Source organism: Thiothrix nivea DSM 5205, from assembly GCF_000260135.1.
Lineage (GTDB): Bacteria > Pseudomonadota > Gammaproteobacteria > Thiotrichales > Thiotrichaceae > Thiothrix > Thiothrix nivea.
Window position 1 is genome coordinate 303,453 of sequence record NZ_JH651384.1, and the last position, 20,130, is coordinate 323,582.

The following is a 20,130-nucleotide window of genomic DNA, read 5'->3' on the forward strand; positions in this document are numbered from 1 at the left end:
GTAATCAACCATGGCAAAACCCGAAAAACATGTATTCGTTTGTACGCAGCAACGCCCGCCGGGGCATCCGCGCGGTTCTTGTGGGGCGCTGGACAGCTTTTCGCTGTTCGCCGCGCTGACAATGGAACTGGATCAACGCGGGCTGTTCCAGAAAGTGCAGGTCACTTCCACCGGCTGCATGGGGCCATGCCACAAAGGGCCGACGGTACTGGTGTATCCGGAAGGCGTGATGTATGCGGGGATGAAACAGTCTGACCTGCCCACTTTCATCGAAGAACATCTGGTGGGCGGCAAGCCGGTCGAAAGCCTGTTGATGCCACAGGAAGATTGGGGTTAGCTATGAGTGATAGTCTGGCAGACAAAATCAGCGCCGCCGCGCCGCAAGCCGCAGCCATTTGCACGGAACTGAATCGGCAAATTATCAAACTCGGCTTTCCGGAAAAATGCGCTGATGTGGCGCTGGGCGACAACCTGCAATACAGCCTGCAACGCGACACGTTCACGGGGCAGGATTCGCTGGTTGGGGTGTGGATGCACCCCACTGGCGGCTACAAGCTGGGTTCGTTGCTGTTCCACCCCGATGGCAGTTTCTTTGCCGAATACGACGTGTTGCAGCTACATCCAAGCAAGAGTAAATGGTTTGTGGAAGCGGTGATGGTGTGGGGCAAGGGCGACGAGATCAAGGGCGATCCGCGCTTGTTGCCTGCGTTAGGGGAGTGACCTGAAACCTCACGGTATTTCCATTGTCCAACCCTCAGCAATATAAAAACAGGGGGCTTGCCGTGACTTTTCCACACCACTTTGTCAGCCTGGATGTCAGGATTCACGCTGACCACTTCACCCGGGCCATTTGCCAGGGTTTGCTGGCGGAAGAAAAATCTTTGCCGATCAAATACCTGTACGAGGCTAGTGGCGATGCCCGCTTGTTTGAGCGCCTGACCCAAAGCCAGCGGTGCTACATGGCCCAAGCCGAAGATACGTTGCTGACCCGGTTTGCGCCACGTATCGTCCAGCAACTGAAAGACAATACCGCGCTGGTCAAATTGGGCAGCCGCAGTAACAAGCAGACGCGCCGCGCCATTGAAGCCCTGTTGCACCAGCAGGGTAATACGCAATTTGCACCCATCGACATTGCGGGTGATTTCCTTTCCCACAGCATCCAGCGTCTTCAACGGGATTACCCCGACCTCAGCCTGCTGGGGGTAATTGCTGACACCGCTGGTCTGAACGTGCTCGACCAGGCTCTTGCGCAGCCTCGCCTGTTGTTGTGGCTGGGGTCAGACATCAGCCATGTGGGATACGCCGAGGCCGCGCGCCTGTTGCGCGAAAACATGGTGGCGGAGCTGAAACCGGGCGATCGCCTGCTGTTGGGGATTGACCTGAAAAAGCCGCTGGAAATGCTCCATGCCAACTACGGCTGCACCGACCAGGACAGCGCCGTGCGCAAGGTGTCGCTGGCCTTTGCCCACCATGCCCTGCGCCGCATCAATAGCGAACTGGATGCCGATTTTGCACCGGAAAATTTCGGTTATTACTGCCATTACAACCCGGTACGCGGCTGTATGCAGATTTACCTGCGCAGTGTTTGCCCTCAACAGGTGTACATCGCCAGCCTGGGGCTGAGGGTCGGGTTTGCCACTGATGAATACATCCTCATCCACGAAAGCTACAAATACAGCCAGAAGGATATCCGCACACTGGTGGATGCAACCGGCTTGAAGCTGGAACAGCAGTGGGTGGATGAGGATGCGCTTTACAGCCTCAACCTGCTGGTGGTTGAAGGCAGCGAAAGCAGCAATCAGGCTTCCTGAGCACGGGTTGCTTCGGGGGCGGGAAGGGTGGCGGGTTCACGGTATTCCAGCGCGATGTCAGCCGCACCGTTGACGACTTCCGCCGTCACCACGCAACGCGACACATTTTCCTCGGAGGGCAAGGTAAACATCAGCTTTCGCAGTAGATTTTCCAGCACGCCACGCAGGCCGCGCGCGCCAGTGCCGTGTGCAATCGCTTTCTGCGCAATCGCCCGCAGCGCGTCGTCGGTAAAATCCAGTTCCACCCCATCCAGTGTGAACAGTTGCTGATACTGTTTGGTCAGCGCGTTTTGTGGCTCGGTGAGGATGCGCACCAGCGCTTCTTCGTCCAGATCGTGCAGGGCGGTGATGACCGGGAAACGGCCAATAAATTCGGGGATCAGGCCGAAATGGCGCAGGTCTTCCGCTTGTACTTCGCTGAACAGACGCATTTTGTCGGCCAGCTTGTCGGCTTCGGTAGGGTTGGCGTGGGCGGCGTGGAAACCGATGCCTTTCGCGCCCGGTTTCATGCGTTTTTCCAATAGTTTCTCCAGCCCGGCGAAGGCTCCACCGACGATGAACAGGATGTTGCGCGTGTCGAGAATGATCGGGGCTTGATCCTTGCGGCCTTTGGCAGGGACTTTGACTTGCGTGCCTTCCACCAGTTTGAGCAGTGCCTGTTGCACGCCTTCACCGCCGACGTCGCGGGTGCCGTGTGAGTTTTCACCGCTGCGCGCCAGTTTGTCGATTTCGTCGATGTATACCACACCCCATTCAGCTAGCTCCTTGTTGCCGTCAGCGCTGTCGAGCAGGCGGGCGATGATGCTTTCCACATCTTCACCGACGTAACCGGCCTGGGTCAGGGTGGTGGCGTCGGCGATGACGAAGGGTACGCCGATGATACGGGCAAGGCTGCTGGCCAGCAGGGTTTTGCCAGTGCCGGAGGGGCCGAGCAGCAGAATGTTGGATTTATCGAGTTCCACCACCGATTTGTTGGGGTGGGTGCAGATGCGTGGCTGGTCGGTTTCCAGACGCAGACGCTTGAAATGGTTGTAGACCGCCACCGAGAGGGTTTCCTTGGCGATGTCCTGGCCGATCACGTAGCGGTCGAGGATGGCCTTGATCTCCAGTGGCTTGGGTGAATCCTTGAGCGGCTCACTCATGCTGCGCTTGCGGCTCCAAGTGCTGATGACCTGATGGGCGAGGCGCACGCAGGCTTCGCAGATGTGCCCGTTCATGCCTGCGATCAGGGGGATTTGCGGGGTTTGCACTTGGCCGCAGAAGGAACAGGCCGGGGTTTTGTCGCTCATGTCATAGCTCCGTGGATACGCTGGCTTCGAGTTGCTTCAGCCACGCTTTCTGGCAATTGCGCTGGGCGCGCTCCTGAAGCAAGGTACGGATTTGCGGGCGCGCCTGACTCAGGGAAATGGTGCGCGCGGGGAATATCTGTTCACACAGCAGCACATGGAAACCGATTTCGGATTCGACCGGCTCGCTGATTTGCCCGTTGAACAGGCTGAATAGTCTGTCGTCCAGTTGCGGGTACAGCTGGCCGCGCGGCACGGTACCGAGCTTGCCGCCTTCCATCGCGGTGGGGCATTCGGAATACTGCTTTGCCAGCTTGCCGAACTGTTTGGGGTTGCTACTTGCTTGCGCAGCCACTTGCCTGATGCGTTGCAGGGCGTTGTCGCGGCTGTTTTCCGGGTATTCGTCGTTGATGGTGATAAGGATGTGGCGCGCAGTGCGGGTTTCAGCCTGTTTGAAGCGTTCCTTGTTCATCTCGTAATAGAGCTGCACGTCGAGGTCGTTGATGTCGATGCTGCGCGCGGCGATTTTACCCAGCACGCTGCTGAAACGCAGCTCGCGTTGCAGCGCCTGACGCAGGGTGTCGGGGGTGAGGCCGTTCTGGCTCAGGTCACTGGTGAAATCGTGGTCGTCGGGGTAACGGTTGGCTATTTCCTGCACGGCGGCGTCGACCTGTTCGGGTGGCACTATCACTTGGGAGGCTTCAGGGCTTTGCAGCGCCAGTGTTTCCAACTGGAAACTGCGGTCGGCGCGGAGGCAGACCCGGTCGAATTCATTTTCATCCAGTTGCGGCAGGTTTTTCTGAAAAGTTTCCAGCGCGTTGCGCAACAGGTGGTAGCGGTAGGCAGGTGGTTTGCCGAGGATGGCGAAGTTTAGTTCAGGCATCGGTGTCTTCCTCATCCGGGAGGTCGGTCAGGTCGGGCGCATCCGCCGGGGCAGGGTCGAGCAGCTTTTCGGGGATTTGTAGGGTACGTCCCGGAAAGCGAACATGATATGCCACACCACCGGGCAAGTCGCGCAGCACTTTCAATACCTGCCCGACATCGCCGGGGTTGGCAATCAGTTCACCATTGATTTCCAGTTTCACTGTCGGCGTGACTTTTTCGCGGAACTCAAACTGGCTGGGATTCCACGGGTCATCGGCGCTGATCAGCTCTTCCTCGCGGCAACCGATCATTTTCTGCTGGTCGAAGAAGTGCACCGAGTAAATGAGTTGGTCTTGCAGGAAAGTGCCGACATCGCGCACGTACCCCACGCTGCCCCGGCGCACTAGCAGGTTGCCTATGTTTGCGCCGGGGAAAGTACCGTCATCGCGCACGTTGCGGATGACCCGCACCTGATCGCCGAAATCGAAACGCGGGCGCATGGCTTACGCCTTCCCGAACAGGGCTTCCAGCGGCACGAAGGTTTCCTGCGGCCCCAGCATCTTGTAAATCTTCAGCGCCTTTTCGGTCTTGGCGTCGGAGTCCACGAAATCACCGTAAGCCTGGGTCAGCAGGCGGGTGTATTGTTCGCGCAGGCCATCGTCATCCGCCGGTTTGGCCTCTTTCGACAGGTAATCATGGAAGCGTTGCAGGATATGCAGGCGGTAAACATGTACCACAGTCTGGTCGAACGGGATGTCAAAATAGGTGAGGAAGTCTTCGGCGCTGACCAGTTCGTCCAGGTCGAGTTCGAGGTCGGTATCTGTCATGGCAGGGTCTCCTGTTGCTGGATAGGGAATATCTAGCAAGGGTCGTGCCAGAAGATGAAAATATTTTTATTTCAATATGTTGATGTTTTTCTAAACGCTCCCTGTGAGGTTTGCGACAGAAGGGTATTTGGCCGGATTGTTAGAAACAAAACATTGTGATCTGCACCCGTGGTCGCAGCCTGTGCGATATTTACGCCATTTTGTTATTTGCCACATCCAGATGGCATAATCCAGCGTATAAACAGAAAGAAACAAGGATTGCGGAGTGGATGAACTGAATGAGTGGCTGGTGCGCAGCGGTCGCGGCGACGCGCACGCTTTCCAGCAGTTGTATGAAGCCGCGTCGCCACGGCTGTATTCGCTGTGCCTGCGCATGATGCGTGATGAGGGCAGGGCGGAGGATGTTTTGCAGGAAGGTTTCATCAAGATCTGGAACAACGCGGCCCGTTTCGCCATGGAACGCGCGTCAGCCATGACTTGGATGACAACCATCATCCGCAACCATGCGCTCGACAAGCTGCGTTCCCTCAGCCATCAGCCTGACATTGCGGTAGATGTGGAATACGAAACACTTGAGTTTGCCTCGCTGGAGCTGGAACCAGACGCCTTCGCTGCCCTGCACGAAGACACCCAGCTGCTAATCGATTGCCTGCGTGGCCTCAAGGAAGAGCAGCGGGAATGCGTGATGCAAGCGTTTTATTACGGTTACACGCATGATGAGCTGGCCATGCGCCTGTTGAAACCTTTGGGAACCATCAAGGCATGGATACGCCGTGGTCTGGAACAATTGAGGTTATGCCTGTCATGAAGCGTTATCAAAACCCGGAAGTGTTTGAGCGACTGGCAATGTCCTATGCCCTTGGGACATTGCAAGGGTCGGCGCGCCAGCGTTTTGAAAGCCTGCTGGAAAAACACTTTTACCTGCGTGCCGTGACCGCCGCTTACCAGAAACAGTTCGCCGGTCTGGTGGAAATGATTCCCCCGGTACAACCGCCTGCCCGTATCTGGAAAAACCTCGAACAGCAACTCGACCTGCAGGCCAAACGCAAAGCCACAACCAATAAACCGCAAAAGCAGCCTTTCTGGAGGTTGTGGCAGTGGCCTGCGACCGCCTTTGCGACGCTTTTGCTGGGCTTTTTTCTTGCCCCTGTGCTCAACCCGCCCAAGATGAAGCCGGAAAATTATGTGGCAGTACTGGAGTCCAGCCATAATGTGCCAATGGCCTACGTCAAGGTCGCCCATTCCGACATGCAGCTTTCCGTCAAGGTCATGAGTGAAATGCCAGTACCGGAAGGGATGGAACTGGTATTGTGGTGTGTACCCAAACAAAAAGGGATGTTACCCATGCGCATGGGCACGGTAGCCAGCAACGACGGCATGGATATGCCCATCGACAAAACCACCTGGAAGGATATGGGTCACATCGAACAACTTGCCATCAGCGAAGAGCCAATGGGGCACGCGGACGCCAAGGAGCCGATGGGTGATGTCATGTACACCGGCAAACTCCAGGTTCTGGCCTTGAATAACTGACAGTAAACCCGTAGTGTCGACAATTGCTGTTTGGTAGATCAGGTTTCTGTCAAATAGCACGATCAAAATCATAAAAATGTCGACAATTTATGAGATAATTCGTTGACCCTATACGGAAAAAAACCTATAATGTCGACAATTCCGCAGACCACCAAAACAAAAGCATGTTGCGGATGCTTCCAGACAAAATACCAATGAGGATGTGTATACGATGAGCAGTGAGATTCTGACGCCGGTGCTGCCGGAGTCTGTCGCCGATGCTACCGTGGTTGCATGGAGCAAGAAACCAGGTGATGCCGTCAAACAGGACGAAGTCTTGGTTGAAATTGAAACCGACAAGGTGGTGCTGGAAGTACCAGCCCCGTTTGATGGCGTACTGACCGAAATTCTGGAAGATGCGGGTGCTACCGTCACCAGCAGTCAACTGCTGGGTCGGATGGAGGCTGGTGCAGTTGCCGCTAAACTTGCTGAAGCAGCTTCTGCTCCCAAGGCTGAAGAAGCTCCAGCAGCTCCCGTTGCCGAAGCGCAAACTGCCCCTGCCGTGCGCAAGATGATGGCTGAAAATGATCTCGCTGCTGCTGATGTTCAAGGCTCCGGCAAACAAGGCCGCATCCTGAAAGAAGACGTGCAAGCCGCTGTTGCCGCCAAGCCTGAAAGCAAGCCAGCCGCAGCGCCTGCTCCGGTTGCCTCTGCATCAGCGCCGAAAATGGAAGTCGCCGCCTCCGGTTCCCGTATGGAACAGCGCGTACCGATGACCCGCCTGCGCGCCCGCATCGCCGAGCGTTTGTTGCACGCAAAATCCTCTACCGCCATGCTGACCACTTTCAACGAAATCGACATGAAGCCGTTGATGGATCTGCGTAACCAGTACAAGGATCAGTTCGAGAAAAAACACAAAGCGAAACTGGGTTTCATGTCCCTGTTCGTCAAGGCAGCTGCCACAGCGCTGCAACGTTTCCCTGAAATCAATGCCTCTATCGACGGCAATGATATTGTTTACCACGGCTACTGTGACATCGGTATCGCCGTTTCATCAGATCGCGGTCTGGTTGTTCCTATCCTGCGCAACACTGAAAACATGGGTCTGGCTGACATTGAATCCGGCATCGCCGGTTATGCTGCCAAAGCCCGTGAAGGCAAGCTGGATATGAATGACCTGTCCGGCGGAACGTTCACCATAACCAACGGGGGCGTTTTTGGGTCGTTGCTATCAACCCCAATTCTAAACCCTCCTCAAAGCGCGATCCTGGGGATGCACTCGATCCAGAAGCGCCCTGTCGTTGTTAATGATGAAATCGTAATCCGCCCGATGATGTATGTGGCCCTGTCGTATGACCACCGCATCGTTGACGGTCAAGGTGCTGTTACCTTCCTGAAAACCATCAAGGAACTGGTTGAAAATCCGGTTCGTCTGGTACTGGATGTGTGAGGTAGCGGGTTATGTCTGACAAGTATGATGTCATCGTCATCGGGGGTGGCCCCGGTGGTTACGTCGCAGCCATCCGCTGCGCCCAGCTCGGCCTTAAGACCGCTTGCGTGGAAGAGTGGATCAACAAGCAGCAGAAGCCAGCTCTCGGCGGCACCTGCCTGAATGTGGGTTGTATCCCTTCCAAAGCATTGCTGGAAAGCTCCGAGCGTTACGAAGAAATCGCCAAACACAATGCCGACCACGGCATTACGGTCGATGGTTTGCAGATCGACGTGGCGAAGATGATTGCCCGTAAAGATAAAATCGTACAACAACTGACTGGCGGTATCGAACAGCTGTTCAAGGCCAACGGCATCACCTGGCTGCAAGGCCGTGGCAAGCTGCTGGCTAACAAACAGGTGGAAGTTACCGGCCACGATGGCGCAACTACCACCCAAAGCGCGGGCAACATCATCGTCGCGGTCGGCTCTGTACCGATCGAATTGCCGATTGCCAAATGGCTGGATGAACGCATCGTCGATTCCGCTGGCGCGCTCGATTGGGAAACTGTTCCGGGCAAGCTGGGCGTGATCGGCGCTGGTGTTATTGGTCTGGAAATGGGCAGCGTCTGGCGTCGCCTCGGCTCCGAAGTCGTGGTGCTGGAAGCAATGGATGATTTCCTTGCTGCTGCTGATCGTGACGTTGCCAAGTCCGCACAGATGCAATTCAAGAAGCAGGGGCTGGACATCCGTCTTTCCTCCAAAGTGGCCAAGGTTGATGCAACTGACGCAGGCGTTGTAGTCACTTACAACGACGCTCAGGGAGAGCAAACCCTGACAGTTGATCGTCTGATCGTGGCAGTAGGCCGCAAAGCGAATACTGCTGGCGCATTTGCTGATGATTCCGGTGTCCAGGTGGATGAGCGTGGTCGCGTGGTTGTTGATGCCCATCTGCAAACGGCTGTGCCGGGCGTATATGCCATCGGTGACTGCATTACCGGCCCGATGCTGGCGCACAAAGCGTCGGAAGAGGGTGTGCTGGTTGCCGAACAGATTGCAGGTCAGAAACCACACATCAATTACGACGCTATCCCTTGGGTCATTTACACCCACCCTGAAATTGCCTGGGCTGGCAAGACCGAAGCTGATCTGAAAGCGGCTGGTATTGAGTACAAAGCTGGTTCTTTCCCATTTGCCGCTAATGGTCGCGCCAAGGCAATGGATCAGGCCGATGGTCTGGTGAAGGTGCTGGCTGATGCCAAAACTGACCGCATTCTGGGCGTACACTTCGTTGGGCCGCTGGCTTCCGAACTGGTAGGTCAAGCCGTGATTGCGCTGGAAACTGAATGTTCGGCAGAAGACCTGATGCGCATGACATTTGCGCATCCAACGGTGTCAGAAGCGATTCATGAGGCCATGTTGGCGGTTGATGGACGTGCCCTGCATGCCGTTGGCAAAAAGCGTAAGTAAGTCATTTTAATAAATACGCTTAACGCCACGATCAGCTTCACTGCCGATTCGTGGCGTTTGTGCGAGTATACCCCCGCAAATTGGCGTCGGGTTTAATTACTATCAAAGGAAACTGAGGATGAATTTACACGAATATCAGGCCAAGGTGGTTTTCAGCCAGTACGGTATGCCTGTGCCTAACGGCAAGGTTGCCACTACCGCTGCTGAAGCCGAAGAGGCTGCTGCATCCCTTGCAACCCCCAAGGTCGTTGTCAAAGCACAGGTTCATGCTGGTGGTCGTGGCAAGGCTGGTGGTGTCAAGCTGGTCAGCTCTCCCAAGGAAGCCGGTGAAGTTGCCGGTAGCCTGCTGGGTACGAATCTGGTGACTTACCAGACGGACAAGAACGGTCAGCCGGTCAACTCCATGCTGGTCGAAGAAACCTGCAACATCGCCCGTGAATTGTACCTCGGTGCCGTACTGGATCGTTCCAGCCGTCGTATCGTAATCATGGCTTCCACCGAAGGCGGTATGGAAATCGAGAAAGTTGCTCACGAAACGCCTGAAAAAATTCTGAAAGCGACCGTTGATCCATTGGTTGGCGTGATGCCTTACCAAGGACGTGAACTGGCTTTCGGTCTGGGTCTGGAAGGCACACAAATTGGCCAGTTCACCAAAATGCTGGTGGGTCTGGGCAAAATGTTCAAGGAAAAAGACCTGTCTCTGGTCGAAATCAACCCACTGGTGGTAACAGCTGAAGGCAACCTGCTGTGTTTGGATGGCAAGGTTAATGTCGACAGTAACGCCCTGTATCGTCAGCCTGAACTGGTGGCCATGCGTGACAAGTCGCAGGAAGATGCGCGTGAAATCGAAGCTTCCGAATGGGATCTGAACTACGTTGCACTGGAAGGCAACATCGGCTGCATGGTTAACGGTGCCGGTCTGGCCATGGCAACCATGGACATCATCAAGCTTTCCGGTGGCCAGCCAGCGAACTTCCTCGACGTGGGTGGTACAGCGACGGCTGAGCGTGTTGCTGCTGCATTCAAGATCATCCTGTCTGATTCCAACGTCAAAGGCATCCTGGTTAACATCTTCGGCGGTATCGTCCGTTGCGACCTGATTGCTGAAGGTATCATCAAGGCGGTACAGGAAGTGAACGTTGGCGTTCCGGTCGTGGTACGTCTGGAAGGCAACAATGCTGAAAAAGGTCTGGAGCTGCTGGATCAAAGTGGACTGGCGGTTATCACTGCCAATGATTTGGGCGATGCTGCCCGTAAGGTTGTTGCCGCAGTAGGAGAAGCCGCATGAGCGTTTTGATCAATAAAGACACTAAAGTTATCTGCCAGGGTTTCACCGGCAAGCAAGGTACTTTCCATTCCGAACAGGCCATTGCATACGGTACCAATATGGTCGGTGGTGTCACGCCGGGCAAGGGTGGTACTACCCATCTGGGTCTGCCGGTTTTTAACACAGTGCGTGATGCGGTTGAAGCAACCGGTGCTGATGCCAGCGTTATCTATGTTCCGGCTGCTTTTTGCAAGGACTCCATCATTGAAGCTGCTGAAGCGGGCATCAAGTTAATCGTGTGCATTACTGAGGGTATTCCTGCGCTGGACATGCTGGATGCTAAAGTAGTTGTCGACAATCTTGGCGTGCGTCTGATCGGGCCGAATTGCCCCGGTGTCATTACGCCGGGTGAGTGCAAAATCGGCATCATGCCGGGTCATATCCACAAACCAGGTAAAGTTGGTATCGTTTCCCGTTCCGGCACACTGACTTATGAAGCGGTCAAACAGACCAATGAATGGGGTCAAAGTACCTGTATCGGTATCGGTGGCGACCCGATTCCGGGCACTAACTTCATTGATGCGCTGACCCTGTTCCAGAATGACCCGCAGACTGAAGTCATCCTGATGTGCGGTGAGATCGGTGGTTCTGCCGAAGAAGAAGCGGCAGCCTTCATCAAGGCAAACGTTACCAAACCTGTTGTTTCCTATATTGCTGGCGTCACTGCGCCAAAGGGCAAACGCATGGGTCATGCTGGTGCGATTATTGCAGGAGGCAAAGGCACTGCGGACGAGAAGTTCGCGGCTCTGGAAGCAGCAGGTGTCATTACGGTGCGCTCTCCGGCTGAGCTGGGTCAGGGTGTTGCCGCTGCGTTTGCAAAGCTCGCCTGATGGCGGGCTTTTGCTGCTGACAGGATTCCTGATTTACTTTTTTGAAATTGTTTTGGAGTGCCCTCATGACCAAACAGACTGTAACCATAACTGATAACGTAACAGGCAAGCAGGTCGAGCTGGATGTTCTGTGCCCTACTATCGGGCCAAAATCCATCGACATCCGCAAGCTGTACAAGGAGCTGGGTTATTTCACTTATGACCCCGGCTTCATGGCAACTGCCAGTTGCTCCAGTCAGATTACCTATCTGGACGGGGACGAGGGCACTTTGCTCTATCGTGGTTATCCGATTGAACAGCTGGCTGAACACAGTACTTTCCTTGAGGTCTGTTATCTGCTGCTGAATGGCAAGTTGCCAAACATGATAGAAATGGTGGATTTCGAGAATATTATTACCCGCCATACCCTGCTGCACGATCAGGTGCAGGGTTTCTTCCGCGGTTTCCGGCGTGATGCACACCCGATGGCAACGATGGTGGGTGTGGTTGGGGCGTTGTCCGCGTTCTATCATGACGACCTGAATATCCACGATCCTGAGCAGCGTCAGCGTTCCGCGCATCGCCTGATTGCCAAGATGCCAACCATTGCAGCATGGAGTTACCGTTATTCCATGGGGTTACCGTTCAACTATCCGCAAAATCGTCTGAAATACACGGAAGATTTCCTGCATCTGATGTTTGCGGTACCGACCGAACCGTATGAAATTGACCCGCTGATGGCGCGCGCACTGGATATTATTCTGATTCTGCATGCTGATCATGAACAGAATGCTTCCACCTCTACGGTGCGTTTGGCAGGTTCTTCCGAGGCCAACCCGTTTGCGGCTGTAGCAGCAGGTATTGCGTCCCTGTGGGGGCCTGCGCATGGTGGTGCTAATGAAGCCGTCATCAACATGTTGCGTGAGATTGAAAAGTCCGGCCAGCCTTTGTCCTGGTGGGTTGATCGCGCCAAGGACAAGAATGACCGTTTCCGTCTGATGGGCTTTGGGCATCGTGTTTACAAGAACTACGATCCGCGCGCCAAGATTATCCGTGAGTTGGCTAACCAGATTCTGGATCGTCTGCCACCTGGCAACCCTAACCAGAAACTGTTCGACATTGCGCGTGAACTGGAGCAGGTGGCTTTGCATGATGACTACTTCAAGTCACGTAACCTGTACCCGAATGTTGACTTCTACTCAGGTGTTATCTTCCTGAGCATGGGCATTCCGGTCAGCATGTTTACGGTTATGTTTGCACTGGCACGTACCATTGGCTGGATTTCCCAGTGGAATGAAATGATGGGTGACGAAGAGTCCCGTATCGGTCGCCCACGTCAGCTGTATACCGGTGCTGAAAAGCGCATTTATGTACCAATGGATCAGCGCTAAGCAGTAAGCATTTATTGGGCAAACCAAATCAAGGGTAAATGCCCCGGCATTTACCCTGACTGTTTTTCTTTGAGGAGATCGATAATGTTGCAAGAGTATCGCAAACACGTTGAAGAACGCGCCGCTCAGGGCGTACCACCCAAGCCATTGGATGCTGCCCAGACTGCTGCTCTGGTTGAATTGCTGAAGAATCCGCCTGCTGGTGAAGAAGCATTTCTGGTTGACCTGCTGGAAAATCGTGTTCCTGCTGGTGTTGACGAAGCCGCTTATGTCAAAGCCGGTTTTCTGGCGGCCATTGCCAGTGGTGAAGTGAGCTGTGGTCTGGTAAGTCAGGTTCGTGCCGTTGAAGTGTTGGGTATGATGTTGGGTGGTTACAACGTACAACCACTGATTGCCGCACTGGATAGCGATGTAACTGCCGCTGCGGCTGTCAAAGCGCTTTCCCACACTCTGCTGATGTTTGATGCATTCCATGATGTGGAAGAAAAAGCCAAGGCAGGCAATGCTGCTGCCAAGCAGGTGCTGGAATCCTGGGCTGCTGGTGAGTGGTTCACTTCCAAGCCTGAAGTCGCACAGAAAATCACTGTCACCGTATTCAAGGTGCCGGGCGAAACCAACACTGATGACCTGTCTCCGGCTCCGGATGCATGGTCCCGCCCTGACATCCCGCTGCACGCCAATGCGATGCTGAAAATGCCGCGCGACGGTATGGAACCTGAAGTACCGGGTTCTGTTGGCCCGCTGAAGCAGATCGAAGCAGTGAAAGCCAAAGGTTTCCCGGTTGCTTACGTCGGTGACGTGGTAGGTACCGGTTCTTCCCGTAAGTCTGCGACCAACTCCGTGCTGTGGTTCTTCGGCGACGACATGCCGGGGATTCCTAACAAGCGCGCGGGTGGTTACTGCTTCGGCGGCAAGATTGCCCCGATCTTCTTCAACACCATGGAAGATGCAGGCGCACTGCCGATCGAAATGGATGTTTCCCAGATGAACATGGGTGACGTGGTTGATGTTTATCCTTACGAAGGCGTTGCCAAGCGTCACGGTACGGATGACGTCATCTCCAGCTTCGGCCTGAAAACCCAGGTACTGCTGGACGAAGCCCGTGCCGGTGGCCGTATCAACCTGATCATTGGCCGTGGCCTAACCAACAAGGCGCGTGAAGCATTGGGTCTGGGTGCATCTGAGCTGTTCCGCTCCCCTGAGCAGCCTGCTGACACTGGCAAAGGTTACACACTGGCGCAGAAAATGGTTGGCAAGGCTTGTGGTCTGGAAGGTGTTCGCCCTGGCATGTACTGCGAACCGAAAATGACTACTGTTGGTTCTCAGGATACCACTGGCCCGATGACCCGTGACGAGCTGAAAGACCTGGCTTGCCTGGGCTTCTCGGCTGATCTGGTGATGCAGTCTTTCTGCCACACGGCGGCTTACCCGAAGCCGGTTGACGTAAATACTCACCACACCCTGCCTGATTTCATCATGACCCGTGGCGGCGTTTCGCTGCGCCCTGGTGATGGTGTTATCCACTCCTGGTTGAATCGCATGTTGCTACCGGATACTGTGGGCACGGGTGGTGACTCCCACACCCGTTTCCCAATCGGTGTTTCCTTCCCGGCTGGTTCTGGTCTGGTGGCGTTCGCGGCTGCGACCGGGGTCATGCCGCTGGATATGCCGGAATCCGTACTGGTGCGTTTCACCGGCAAAATGCAGCCGGGCATCACCCTGCGTGACCTCGTTCATGCCATTCCGCACAAAGCAATCCAGATGGGTCTGCTGACGGTGGAAAAGAAAGGCAAGAAGAACGTGTTCAACGGCACTGTGCTGGAAATCGAAGGTCTGGATCACCTGACCGTTGAACAGGCATTCGAACTGTCTGACGCTTCTGCCGAACGTTCTGCCGCCGGTTGTACCGTAGCGCTGTCGGAAGATTCCGTGGCGGAATACCTGCGTTCCAACATTGTTATGCTGAAGTGGATGCTGTCGGAAGGTTACGGTGACCGCCGTACCATCGAGCGCCGTATCGGCAAGATGGAAGCCTGGCTGGAGAACCCAAGCCTGATGCGTGCTGACGCTGATGCGGAATACGCTGCCGTGATCGAAATCAACATGGACGAAATCAAGGAGCCTATCCTGTGCGCCCCGAATGACCCGGATGATGCACACCTGCTGTCTGAAGTGGCTGGCCGCAAGATTGATGAAGTCTTCATCGGTTCCTGCATGACCAACATCGGTCACTTCCGCGCGGCGGGCAAGCTGCTGGACGCTGCCAACAAGCAGATTCCGACCCGCATGTGGATTGCGCCGCCAACCAAGATGGATGCCTCCCAGCTAAGCGACGAAGGTTACTACAACATCTACGGTCGTGCCGGTGCGCGCATGGAAATGCCGGGCTGCTCACTGTGCATGGGTAACCAGGCGCGTATTCAGGAAGGTTCTACGGCGGTTTCCACTTCCACCCGTAACTTCCCGAACCGTTTGGGTACCAACACTGACGTGTTCCTGGCATCTGCGGAGCTGGCGTCAGTTGCTGCGGTGATGGGCAAACTGCCAACTGTTGAAGAGTATATGGAATTCGCGAACAAGATCGATAGCATGGCTAGCGATGTGTATCGTTACCTGAACTTCGACAAGATGGAAAGCTATCAGAATGCGGCGGCGAAAGTCGGCGATATTCCGGTAGTGGCTGCGTAATCAGCTAACCCTTTCCTTGTGAATGAAAAAGCCCCGCTTGTCGGGGCTTTTTCATAGTGCGCCAAACACGGTGTTAATCATTTCCGGGTTCAATTCCCCGCCCCTTGGGGCGATTCTTCAAACAGCATCATCGTTGAAGGCATGGCCACCGTTTTCCCGCACCACGCCTTTCGGCTTGCCGGTAGTGCCGAGCGGGTCAGTGCCCTGGACGGGTACGCGATCAGTCAGTCTTGCGTAAATCACGACATATGGTTTAAATTACCATACTATGCCAGAAGCAAAACTGACCTTGCGCCGTAAGGCTCGTTACGATGATGGAGCAATCCGCGAAATGGTGATTTGGGAACTGCCAGAATCCGTACCGGGAAGCCAGCATTCATACAAATACCGTTTTTTCTACGGCAAAGACGGTAAACGAATCATCGGCTACGATAACGAGCGAGGAAAGGGCGACCACAAGCATGTCAACGATGTCGAAATCCCTTATACCTTCACAAGCTTCGGCAGTTAGTCAGCGATTTTTACGACGATATTTAACAGGTGAGGGAATCATGAGCGATAATACCTTGATCATCAGTATCGGTGATATGGACGATGATTTCACCGATGTTATCGAAGCCTGGGAAAGTGGCAAGGCGGCCACTCCCCTTAACCGTCTGAGGTTTGAATCCATCTCCGGTTTTATGTCATACCTGACTCCCAAGCGTTGGGAATTGGTGACGACGTTGCGTAACCACGAGCATGTCAGCATCAAAAAATTGTCCGAAATCCTCAAGCGTGATTACAAAAACACACATACTGATGTGAAAGCCATGCAGGAAATCGGCCTGATTGAAAGGGATGAAAATGAACTCATTTATGTGCCCTGGGACGATCTGGACATCAAAATGAACCTGAAGCGGGCAGCGTGATGGAAGCCACCAAGCTCAAAACCGTCGACGACCTGCTGCTTGCCAGCCAGCAGGACGAACGCATTGAGCTGATCAACGGCGAAATTGTCAAACGCCCGATGGCGCGTTCCGAACATGCGATGGCACAGGCTGGTCTCTCCGGTCAGTTTCTCCCCCTTTGGCGCAAGGATGGTTCAGGCGGCTGGTGGATCATGAGTGAAATCAGCGTGCGTTACAGCGAGCATCACTGCCCAACCCATGACCTCGCAGGTTGGCGCAAGGAACGTTTTCCGCACCGCCCTACCGGCATGATGGAGATCATTCCCGACTGGGTATGTGAAATCACCTCGCCGGGACATGAGCGCAAAGATACGTTCACCCAGTTGCTGCGTTTGCAGGCTTACAAAGTGCCATATTACTGGCTGATTTCCCCGGAAGACAAAACCTTGATTGCCTATGAACTGGAAAGGGAACACTATCGTGTGGCTTTTTCGGTGGAATGCCATGATGTGGAGGTTTGTAGCAAGCTTGTGATTCCACCATTTGCGGGGCATGTGCTTGATTTTGGGTATGTGTTTGGTGAGTAAGGATAATTCTCAACACCTTTGATCATGCCAGACTCTCCTCCAGTAATTTGATTTCCACCTCATCCAGCCCAAACAGCGCATAAACCGCCTGATTCAACGCCTGTTCCTTCACGGTCAGTTGATAGCCGAGGCTCTGAATCGCTGCTTTGTCCTTATCAAACCGGCCTTCCCATTTATCGACATCATCGAAGGGAATATCCTGCTTGAAAACCTTCTTCACCTCCGCACGGAAAGCGGCAAAATCCATTTCCCACCACGCTTGCAGTTTTTGCGACAGTTTCGCTTCCCTGTCTTTGGGGCAAAGATCAGGAATCCGGCGACGGAAACCGTTTTCCAGCGCGTAACGCTGTTCTGCCAGTGTCTGGCAACTTTCAGCCAATTCCGCTATCGCCTGTTTCTGCTCCTCCGTCGCCTCCGGCACCGGCACAGTTTCCATGTAAATAGTCTTAAGACGAGAGAAGCCGCCACGAATTTGAGGGCACATATTGCGCAAGAAAAACCAAACAACTTCGCTATTTAATAATCCGCAGAGAAATTGATCAGCTTGTTTGATGAAAAAGCCAGTTGTTTCAAACAAGTAAGCTTTGCTGTCAAAACTGAATTTCAAACGGTCAGTAATGTCAGGATAGATGATTTTATTACCGTCAAATTCATCATAATAAGCACAAGCTCTGAGTTCCCACCAAAATTCACCCTGATCAGAGCGCTTTCTACCTCTTTCAGCGAAAGGTTCAAGCCACTCACAAATGGCTGGATATTGATGCTTCAACCATTCCCAGGCTTGAGTTTCTGTAGGAGCTTGCCCCGCAAGCGATTTTATTTGTTGCCGTGTCCAACCCTTAGGAAACAGAACAAGGTACAACTTGCGCGATTCTGCTCGCCATTTTTTCAGGTCTTTGCCTTCCAAAAACGGTTTTAACCGATCAAGCGATTGTGGATTGGCGCTGACTAATTTTTGGTAGGTTTCTTGGTCAATAACAAAAGCATTCATCAAACCGGTTTTGATGCCGTAGAGGGGGGAGCTGTAGACTTCTTTGAGGGTGCGTTTGCCTTTGGTGAGCTTGGCGCGTAGGGCTTGCAGGCGTTCGTCTTCGAGCCGCCAGCCGTCAAGGGCGAGTTTGTTTTGCGGCATTTCGCCAAAGCTGGCTTCCCTGAGTTCGCTGGTAAGCTGGCTGACGTGGGTGGATTGGACGTTGAGGAACTGGAACGCTTGCGCTGGAGCCTGTTTGCGGACTCGGCTGGGCTTTTCCATGATCAGGATGGCGGGGTAGGTGGTCACGCCTTCAAACACCTGCAAGTCGCCAAAGTCGACCACGGTTTTGAGGTTGGATTCCACCGCCAGGAAGCGCCGCAGGTTTTCGCCGCTACCCGTGCGGAAGAAGGTGCCGGAGCTGATATACCCCAACATGCCGCCTTTTTTCAGCAAGCGCAGCCCGAGTTCAAAGAAGTAGGTGTAAAGGTCGGCAACGCCATGATAGGTCTGATAGTGGGTTTCCAGATACGGCTTGATCGGTGTCAGGCGTTCCTGCCGCACATACGGCGGATTACCGAGGATGACATCAAATTCCTTGAAACGCCCGAACCAGTTGAACGCGCCCTTATCCACGCTTTTGTCATCAACAATGCTATTGCCTTGCTTGATATTGTCGCGCAGTGAAGTCAGCGGTTTGCCTTTTTCCGCTGTCGCCAGATGCAGCGAAAGCCGCGCAATTTCGACCGATTCCGCGTTAATGTCGACGCCAAACAGGTTGTTGTTGAGAATGTCGTGGTTCAGCTCCCTGCCGAACAGGTCGCCTTCGTCGCCCAGCTCCTGCAAACGCTGGTTAAGCAGCGCGTATTCCTGCTTCAGGTACTGGAAAGCGGCTACCAGAAACGCGCCACTGCCACAGGCCGGGTCGAGAATGCGCGTGGTCGCCAGAATATCGCGATATGTCTGCCACCATGCCAGCGACTCGGCTTCCGCGCTGATTTCCTGTTTGCGCTTGTCGAGATAGTCGCCCAGTGTTTTCTGCACAATCCAGGTAGTGATGAAATCGGGTGTGTATACAACGCCATCCTGCTTGCGTTTGCCGCTGGTGCCGTGTTTTTGCTGTACCAGTTGCAGGTCGCTGTGTTCATCCAGTGACTCATAAATCTGGTCAAGGTCAGCGATGGATTGCTCGAAAATATGCCCAAGAATGGTGACATTGACATCAGTATCAAAGTCATAGGCCCACAGGCGTTGCAGCTCGTTCAGCAGTTCATCGCTGATGCTGAGTTCTTCCAGTACCTCATCCGGCTTGAACAGATCGCCGTTGTAACGGGGAATATCGCGTTGCCTGTTGCCGTCATTCACATCCCTGAACAGGCGTTTGAGCATATCCCACGAGGTATCGAAACCGCCTTTGGCGCTGATATAGGTTTGCAGGGTATGGGCGGGCAGCAGGTCACGGTCTTCCGCAAACGCAATGAACAACACCCGGTCAAGCAGGGTTTGCGCACGCGCCACCATGCTTTGGCGGCTGAAACGCCCGTTTTCGCGCTTCATGCCATTGATCAGCTTCACCCGAATATCGCGGTAATCGGCATACAGCTCGTTGGTAATGTCCTTTTCAGCTTGCTGGCTTTGCTCAAACAGCTTCTCGGTTGCACCGGACAGCAGGCTTTTTGCGCCCAGCAGCAACACGAAATGGTCGTATTCGGCGGGCTGGATCAGGTTGGCAATCTGCCAGCTTTCATACACCTGATTGGAAAACGGGTATTTGTAGAGGCGGATTTCGATGCAGTTGGAAACCAGATACCAGCGGGCTTCGCCCTTGCTGTTTTCGGCGTATTGGGCAGCTTGTGCAACGGTAGAAAGTTTGCGCCCCAGCATCGGCACATCCAGATCATTGGTGCGTGAATCTTTCAGTTCAAAGGGTGCAAGCCGCTGTTTTTCTTTGTCAGAAAAATGGCCGAAACAGATGTCGGAAAAGCCCCGCCCACTGCTTTCCTCATAGCCTAATGTCCATTGCCCGCTTCTTTTGTCTTTCTGGCTAAAACTCTTGTAGCCCAATACAGTACCGCACAAATCACGGAAAAATTCCGGCTGGAGTTTTTTCTCATTTTGTTTGTGGATGGAGCCATCCGTGATCATGTTCTGCCATTCTTCCAGCACCTTGCGGGCGGCTGCGGGAATTTGCCCGTCTTTCAGGCTGCTGTGCTGGGCAAGGGCTTTCTTGAGGGTGCGGGGGTGAAACAGGCTTGGGGTAGCAGGCATAC

The 20,130-nt window shown here is 54.2% G+C and carries 20 protein-coding genes; 14 read left to right on the plus strand and 6 right to left on the minus strand.

Translation table 11 applies throughout. The features are described 5' to 3' along the window. Nucleotides 1-10: 10 nt before the first annotated feature. The 3 genes from THINI_RS01750 to THINI_RS01760 all read left to right on the plus strand — a co-directional run bounded on the left by THINI_RS01750 (nucleotide 11) and on the right by THINI_RS01760 (nucleotide 1,811). Nucleotides 11-337, plus strand: a complete 327-nt coding sequence (locus THINI_RS01750) for a (2Fe-2S) ferredoxin domain-containing protein (RefSeq protein ID WP_002706965.1) — start codon at nucleotides 11-13, stop codon at nucleotides 335-337. A 2-nt stretch (nucleotides 338-339) separates the two neighbouring features. Then, nucleotides 340-720 carry a hypothetical protein gene (locus THINI_RS01755; RefSeq protein ID WP_002706966.1) on the plus strand — a complete coding sequence of 127 codons (381 nt, stop codon included), beginning with the start codon at nucleotides 340-342 and terminating at the stop codon, nucleotides 718-720. Nucleotides 721-782: 62 nt separating this feature from the next. Next, nucleotides 783-1,811: an L-histidine N(alpha)-methyltransferase gene (locus tag THINI_RS01760; protein WP_002706967.1), complete on the plus strand. Its 1,029-nt coding sequence runs from the start codon at nucleotides 783-785 to the stop codon at nucleotides 1,809-1,811. Here the strand turns inward: THINI_RS01760 and clpX are convergent. The 4 genes from clpX to nifW are packed head-to-tail and all read right to left on the minus strand — an operon-like array spanning nucleotide 1,799 to nucleotide 4,788. Then, entirely contained in the window at nucleotides 1,799-3,100 is a 1,302-nt protein-coding gene (gene clpX, locus THINI_RS01765) for an ATP-dependent Clp protease ATP-binding subunit ClpX (RefSeq protein ID WP_002706968.1), read from the minus strand. The two genes, THINI_RS01760 and clpX, sit on opposite strands and share 13 nt — an antisense overlap. 1 nt (nucleotide 3,101) lies before the next feature. Continuing rightward, the gene (gene nifM / locus THINI_RS01770; protein WP_002706969.1) at nucleotides 3,102-3,980 is read right to left on the minus strand and encodes a nitrogen fixation protein NifM; all 879 of its coding nucleotides are present in this window, start codon (nucleotides 3,978-3,980) and stop codon (nucleotides 3,102-3,104) included. Then, on the minus strand, nucleotides 3,973-4,461 hold the full coding sequence (locus THINI_RS01775) for a nitrogen fixation protein NifZ (protein ID WP_002706970.1): 489 nt from the start codon (nucleotides 4,459-4,461) through the stop codon (nucleotides 3,973-3,975). Before THINI_RS01775 ends, nifM begins: the two co-directional genes overlap by 8 nt. 3 nt (nucleotides 4,462-4,464) lie before the next feature. Further along, nucleotides 4,465-4,788, minus strand: coding sequence for a nitrogenase-stabilizing/protective protein NifW (gene nifW / locus THINI_RS01780; protein ID WP_002706971.1), 324 nt, complete (start codon nucleotides 4,786-4,788; stop codon nucleotides 4,465-4,467). 265 nt (nucleotides 4,789-5,053) lie between these two features. Between nifW and THINI_RS01785 the strand changes: the two genes are divergently transcribed. The 8 genes from THINI_RS01785 (at nucleotide 5,054) to acnB (ending at nucleotide 15,413) form a co-directional block, all read left to right on the plus strand. Further along, nucleotides 5,054-5,596: a sigma-70 family RNA polymerase sigma factor gene (locus THINI_RS01785; protein WP_002706972.1), complete on the plus strand. Its 543-nt coding sequence runs from the start codon at nucleotides 5,054-5,056 to the stop codon at nucleotides 5,594-5,596. Then, nucleotides 5,593-6,321 (plus strand): anti-sigma factor, encoded by a 729-nt coding sequence (locus THINI_RS01790; protein WP_002706973.1) that lies wholly within the window; start codon nucleotides 5,593-5,595, stop codon nucleotides 6,319-6,321. The genes THINI_RS01785 and THINI_RS01790 overlap by 4 nt, the downstream gene beginning before the upstream one ends. Nucleotides 6,322-6,532: 211 nt before the next feature. Beyond that, nucleotides 6,533-7,750 (plus strand): 2-oxoglutarate dehydrogenase complex dihydrolipoyllysine-residue succinyltransferase, encoded by a 1,218-nt coding sequence (gene odhB, locus THINI_RS01795; protein ID WP_002706974.1) that lies wholly within the window; start codon nucleotides 6,533-6,535, stop codon nucleotides 7,748-7,750. Between the two features lie 11 nt (nucleotides 7,751-7,761). Further along, nucleotides 7,762-9,198: a dihydrolipoyl dehydrogenase gene (gene lpdA, locus THINI_RS01800; RefSeq protein ID WP_002706975.1), complete on the plus strand. Its 1,437-nt coding sequence runs from the start codon at nucleotides 7,762-7,764 to the stop codon at nucleotides 9,196-9,198. A 118-nt stretch (nucleotides 9,199-9,316) separates the two neighbouring features. Beyond that, nucleotides 9,317-10,486, plus strand: a complete 1,170-nt coding sequence (sucC, locus tag THINI_RS01805; RefSeq protein ID WP_002706976.1) for an ADP-forming succinate--CoA ligase subunit beta — start codon at nucleotides 9,317-9,319, stop codon at nucleotides 10,484-10,486. After that, a complete protein-coding gene (sucD, locus tag THINI_RS01810; protein WP_002706977.1) occupies nucleotides 10,483-11,355 on the plus strand; it encodes a succinate--CoA ligase subunit alpha in 873 nt (290 codons plus the stop codon). Before sucC ends, sucD begins: the two co-directional genes overlap by 4 nt. A 65-nt stretch (nucleotides 11,356-11,420) precedes the next feature. Continuing rightward, nucleotides 11,421-12,725 (plus strand): citrate synthase, encoded by a 1,305-nt coding sequence (locus tag THINI_RS01815; protein WP_002706978.1) that lies wholly within the window; start codon nucleotides 11,421-11,423, stop codon nucleotides 12,723-12,725. An 84-nt stretch (nucleotides 12,726-12,809) separates the two neighbouring features. Further along, nucleotides 12,810-15,413, plus strand: a complete 2,604-nt coding sequence (gene acnB, locus THINI_RS01820; RefSeq protein ID WP_002706979.1) for a bifunctional aconitate hydratase 2/2-methylisocitrate dehydratase — start codon at nucleotides 12,810-12,812, stop codon at nucleotides 15,411-15,413. Between the two features lie 117 nt (nucleotides 15,414-15,530). Here the strand turns inward: acnB and THINI_RS26950 are convergent, their stop codons facing one another. Further along, nucleotides 15,531-15,656, minus strand: a complete 126-nt coding sequence (locus THINI_RS26950; RefSeq protein WP_281054666.1) for a hypothetical protein — start codon at nucleotides 15,654-15,656, stop codon at nucleotides 15,531-15,533. A gap of 25 nt (nucleotides 15,657-15,681) precedes the next feature. Here THINI_RS26950 and THINI_RS01825 point away from each other — a divergent pair, with 25 nt between their 5' ends. The 3 genes from THINI_RS01825 to THINI_RS01835 are packed head-to-tail and all read left to right on the plus strand — an operon-like array spanning nucleotide 15,682 to nucleotide 16,890. Beyond that, nucleotides 15,682-15,924, plus strand: coding sequence for a toxin-antitoxin system TumE family protein (locus THINI_RS01825; protein WP_002706980.1), 243 nt, complete (start codon nucleotides 15,682-15,684; stop codon nucleotides 15,922-15,924). A 40-nt stretch (nucleotides 15,925-15,964) separates the two neighbouring features. After that, nucleotides 15,965-16,324, plus strand: coding sequence for an HVO_A0114 family putative DNA-binding protein (locus THINI_RS01830; protein ID WP_002706981.1), 360 nt, complete (start codon nucleotides 15,965-15,967; stop codon nucleotides 16,322-16,324). Next, complete coding sequence (locus tag THINI_RS01835; protein WP_002706982.1) at nucleotides 16,324-16,890, plus strand: Uma2 family endonuclease; 567 nt, start codon at nucleotides 16,324-16,326, stop codon at nucleotides 16,888-16,890. Before THINI_RS01830 ends, THINI_RS01835 begins: the two co-directional genes overlap by 1 nt. A 22-nt stretch (nucleotides 16,891-16,912) precedes the next feature. Here THINI_RS01835 and THINI_RS01840 read toward each other — a convergent pair whose 3' ends face one another. Continuing rightward, a complete protein-coding gene (locus tag THINI_RS01840; protein ID WP_002706983.1) occupies nucleotides 16,913-20,128 on the minus strand; it encodes an Eco57I restriction-modification methylase domain-containing protein in 3,216 nt (1,071 codons plus the stop codon). Nucleotides 20,129-20,130: the final 2 nt, after the last annotated feature.